Raw genomic sequence first — 233 nt, forward strand, 5'->3', positions numbered from 1 at the left:
GGGACCCCAATTCCCCAAAAGGGCGGCTTCGGCCGCCCTTTTTGCGTTCGGCGATCACTTTGTGAAGTGGGGACGGCAAAGCTGCCGATCTCCCCCTTTGCGGGGCGATGTCCGGCAGGACAGAGGGGGGTGTGAAGATCACCGGCTTCCCCATGAACTTTCTCTATTTTGTCCGTGCGGTCGCATATGGATTCTTGCGAAGAGGGCCCCCCACCCTAACCCTCCCCACAAGG

It is taken from the genome of Mesorhizobium sp. M7A.F.Ca.MR.148.00.0.0, from assembly GCF_003997735.1.
GTDB lineage: Bacteria > Pseudomonadota > Alphaproteobacteria > Rhizobiales > Rhizobiaceae > Mesorhizobium.